Source organism: Okeania sp. SIO2B9, from assembly GCF_010672505.1.
Lineage (GTDB): Bacteria > Cyanobacteriota > Cyanobacteriia > Cyanobacteriales > Microcoleaceae > Okeania > Okeania hirsuta.
This window is the reverse complement of the sequence record NZ_JAAHGK010000608.1, coordinates 1-4459: the sequence shown is the minus strand read 5'-3', so window position 1 is coordinate 4459 and position 4459 is coordinate 1. Positions and strand designations below refer to the sequence as shown.

General features: G+C 37.7%; 4 protein-coding genes. 1 reads left to right on the top strand and 3 read right to left on the bottom strand.

All coding sequences use genetic code 11. The features are described from left to right. The coding region (modB, locus tag F6K13_RS20055; RefSeq protein ID WP_287288156.1) for a molybdate ABC transporter permease subunit at positions 1–1729 on the bottom strand (1729 nt) is incomplete at its 3' end. 1027 nt (positions 1730–2756) lie between these two features. On the opposite strand from modB, the gene F6K13_RS20050 reads away from it, so the two are divergent. Further along, positions 2757–2984, top strand: a complete 228-nt coding sequence (locus F6K13_RS20050) for a hypothetical protein (RefSeq protein WP_124146401.1) — start codon at positions 2757–2759, stop codon at positions 2982–2984. 95 nt (positions 2985–3079) lie between these two features. On the opposite strand, the gene F6K13_RS20045 is transcribed toward F6K13_RS20050, so the two are convergent. Both F6K13_RS20045 and modA read right to left on the bottom strand, forming a co-directional pair. After that, entirely contained in the window at positions 3080–3253 is a 174-nt protein-coding gene (locus F6K13_RS20045; protein ID WP_205127474.1) for a hypothetical protein, read from the bottom strand. Between the two features lie 296 nt (positions 3254–3549). Beyond that, entirely contained in the window at positions 3550–4365 is an 816-nt protein-coding gene (gene modA, locus F6K13_RS20040) for a molybdate ABC transporter substrate-binding protein (protein ID WP_124146402.1), read from the bottom strand. Between the last annotated feature and the right edge of the window lie 94 nt (positions 4366–4459).

The window sequence follows — 4459 nt, the reverse complement described above, 5'->3', positions numbered from 1 at the left end:
GTAAATGGTAGTCAAAAGCATTTTTTGCAGGTTGATATAATTTTAAGTACAAAGTTACTCGATGTTGAGTTTCACTAATAGCTGCTAACCAACAAGGAAAAGTATTCGGTTCTGTTGACTCCTCACTAAAAGTAATCTGGTGAGCGCGAATGCCAACATGAGAAAAAGATTCTGGAATAGGTTCAATTATATCAAGACTGCATCCCCACTCAATAGCTTCTATTTTTCGGTTGTCAATTATTACTGCTTGAGAAAAGTTCTTACAACCAGTTAACTGAGCAACTCTTACACTGGTAGAATATTCAAAAATGTCATGTTTGACACCGTGATCAAGAGCAATTCCGTCATCGACAACCAAAAGATTTTGACAAATGCGGTAAGCTTCCTCTAGGTTGTGAGTCACTAATAAAGTCACCCCTTGATAATTTTCTAGGGTGGCAATAACCAATGTTTCAATCTGATGGCGCAGGTGGGTATCTAATGCGGAAAAAGCTTCATCTAACAACAAAGCATCGGGTTGACTTGCTAATGCTCGTGCTAAAGCTACCCTTTGTTGCTGACCTCCCGAAAGTTCTTCTGGATATCGTTTGCCATATCCTGGTAACTGCACTGCCAATAGATAAGCTTCCACTTGTTGTTTAATTTCTGTGGATGAAAGACCTTTGGGCAAACCAAAAGCAATATTTTGTGCAACAGTCATGTGGGGGAAGAGAGCATAATTTTGAAATAGATAACCGACGTGGCGATCGCGACTGGGCAAATTAATTTTCTGTTGCGAATCAAATAATACTCGCCCATTTAAAACAATTCGACCTTTTGTAGGAGTTTCTAAACCAGCAACGCAACGTAAAATCATGCTTTTACCAGCACCAGACCCTCCCAATAACCCCAATGGTTTGTTATTAGCATTGAAACAAACATCCAAGAGAAACCCAGGCAATTTTTTTTGGATATCTACTAATAGACTTTGTGAGTTTGTGTGGGAGTTTAGTCTCAAAGGTTGTGTTTTGACTACGGGTACAGAACGCACATCTACAATTTGTTTTTCTGTTTTTTTTGCCCTACGTTTTTTGATTTTAGATTCTGACCAATAGTTGACACCAGTTATTACTCCTAAAGATATGGCTAAAATTACTAACACCCAGGCAAACGCTTCATTCATATTCCCACTTTCGGAAGCGAAGAAAATAGCTATCGGAATAGTTTCTGTTTTCCCAGGAATGCTACCTGCCAACATTAAAGTAGCGCCAAACTCACCAAGCGATCGGGCAAAAGCTAATAATGTCCCGGCAATAATTCCTGGTTTTGCCAAGGGTAACAAAATTCGCCAAAATACAGTCCATTCAGAAGCACCTAAAGTTCTAGCACAAGCAAGGAGACTGGTATCAATTTGAGTAAAAGCTGCCAGTGATGTTTTGTACATCAGGGGGAATGACACCACAGTGGCCGCAATGACGGTTGCAGGCCAAGTGAAAATCAATGTTATCCCCATTGATGAGAGTAGCTGACCAAGGGGGCCGTTTCTACCAAATAATAATAGTAATAGAAAACCTGTTACGGTTGGAGGCAATACTAGAGGAGATGTTAAGATGGCGTCAATTATACCTTTGCCTTTACCACGATATCCGAGCATCCAACGTGCTGCTGTGATGCCGAGGAAAAAGGTGATTACTGTAGTAACTGCTGCAGTTTTTAGGGAAATCCAAGCAGGAGATAGGTCTAAGTTCATTATTGATGTTGAAGAAGGTTGTAGGCTAATTATTTAGTGGTAGGTTAATAAAATAATGGTTGGGAACTAGGGTAGGCAAATCTGAAATTGAGGTTATTCTGTTTCAGAACTTTAATAGACCTCTCCAAAAATGCCAATTTTATTAGGGCAATATACAGGTTTCAGAATCTTTTCTAGAGATGTCTCAGTGGCTATCCATAATTACTTTATATTTTTATATTTTCTATCTTTTTTCCTGGCATAAACTGTTTTGTTGACTACAAGATAGAGAAATATTTGATTTCTTTAGGGAAAAAAATAGGAACTTTGGCAGGAAAGTTCCTAGATAAAAATTTATTTATTACCAACGCTCAAAATTATGATATAATTAGCGAAATTTGTTAAGCTGTTGTGATCAAAACTTGAGACTAAGACAAGGGAGCGAACTTATGCGATCGCCCCCATACTTGAGATGGACTTCCATTACCCGATAGTCCTGCATAGTAATGGTAGGATACATATTTTTTAATTTCTCCCACACTCCCCTCCTGGGAGGGGGAGGGGCGAGGGGTGGGTTGACTCCTGAGGACTCACAACAGTCATTTATAAGTATTCAACCGTTAGCGTAGCTCCCCCGGAGGGGGAACATGATATTACATTTCATTAACGCACCCTACTGGACTTTGTTATGCTGACGGAATGCTCCGCAAACACTGTCGCTTGCTATCGCAAAGCTGCGCTGACGCACTGACAAAATAGCGTTGCTTTACGTAAGTTTAGCCAAGATTTAGGAGTGATGCGCGATCGACTCATTGCATCAAATTCTCATTCTAAGAGACCAAAAGAATAAAAGAAGGATGCTTTTCATCAAAAAGTAGGGACGTAGCACAAAATGAAATAGTAAGTCAAAAGTCACTTAAGAGAACAAAATAAATGTTAATGTTATAAAAATGTTATTGTTATGGTTGTAGTTGTTTAATGGAAAATTGAAATTATGTAAAAGCTAATAAGCTTATTATTAAGTGCAGTAATAATAGTCTGTGCAAGTATGATTACCGTAGTAGAGCCAGCTGCAGCCTCCCAAATAGGGTTGGAAAATTGGGTAATGGAAAATGAATTGAAATTAAGTATTGATTATGTTGCGTATCCGGGTTTGGTGGAAATTCGTCCGTATGGTAAGGACAAGAGTGTAGTAGGTGAGGAAGTTTTGAAAGAGTGTAATGATGAGGGGGGTGATTTTATTGAGCATGATGATCGTTATTATTGCCTATTTTAATTGTTGTTTAAATTGTGTATATTTAAAATAATAAAATAAATAATTAATAAATGGTGGGTTGCAAATAATATTAGCATCATTTACTCGCCCTGCAGTTACCCCATCATCGCAGCCCCATTTGCTGTAATGAATGTATGGGCAACCTTTGAGCCAAACCAACTTCCCAAAGGGTCTACCTGGTACACCTCCTGGTACCCCTCCAGGTCTAAGTTCAGTTGTCCAGGAACCCCTTCCCTACCCTTTGGTTTGGCCTGAAAACCCTTAGTCATTTTGTCCAAAAAGCAACTCCCCCAATTACGGCGGGGAGTTGTGTTTTTCTTTTTAGGAGTATACCGTTTTGCGGAAGTTAAAAGTCAAAAGTCAAAAGTCAAAAGTAAGGTTTTATAGGCTCAAAACTTTGAGGCTACAGTTTTGACGCTACAGTAATTTCAGGAAATAATTTCACATATAGGTATCATTCCTGACGAGTTCAGTTAAATAGTCAGGACTTACGCAGAAATCGGACGGCAGCTATGATTTTCTTCTAAAATTCTGTCTCCTGTCTCCTGTCTCCTGACTCCTTCTTCTAATAATTGTTGTTTAGTGTAACAAAACCATATTTTTCAAACACAGCTTTTGCCTCTGGAGTAAACATAAATTCTGCTAATTGTTTAGCCGCTTCAACATTTTTACTATCTTTAATTACTGCAATGGGATAAACTACTGGTGTATGAGATTTATCAGGTGCATTAGCAACAATTTTTACTGCCTTTGAAGCGTTAGTATCTGTACGATAAACAATGCCAGCATCAACATTTCCTGTGGCGACATAATTGAGAACTTGGCGTACATTTTTAGCAAAAACTATTTTCTTTTCAAGTGCTTCATAAATACCCAAAGAAGTTAGGACTTCTTGGGCATATTTTCCTGCGGGAGAGCTTTCTGGTTCGCCAATGGATATGTTTTTAATAGTGTCTTTTGTTAAGTCTTGAAATGTGTTAACTGCAGCGGTATTTTCTGTAGGAACTATTAACACTATTTGATTTTTCAAAAGGTCCCGAAGACTTTCATCTATTATTAGATCTTTTTCTTGCAAAATATTAATATGGGAAGGAGATGCGGAGATAAATAAATCAACTGGCGCTCCTTGTTCAATTTGTTGTCGTAGAGAACCGGAGGAAGATAAATTTAAAGTTAAAGAAGTATTGGTATTTTTTTGTTCATAAATAGGCTCTATCTCTTCCATTGCATCTTTGAGGCTAGTTGCTGCTGAAACTGTTAAATTTATTGTTGAAGCGGTAGACTCAGAAGATGAATTATTCGTAGTTTGGCTACAACTAATTGTTAATAAACAGGAAAGTATAGCCATACAAATTAAGACCAGAATTCGATTTTTTTTCATACCTATTACTCCAATTTTTAATTTTGATCAAAATTGTTAATATTGTAGAGGTTTTTTGCTAATATTTTCGGAGTAAATAAATTCAAACTTGGAT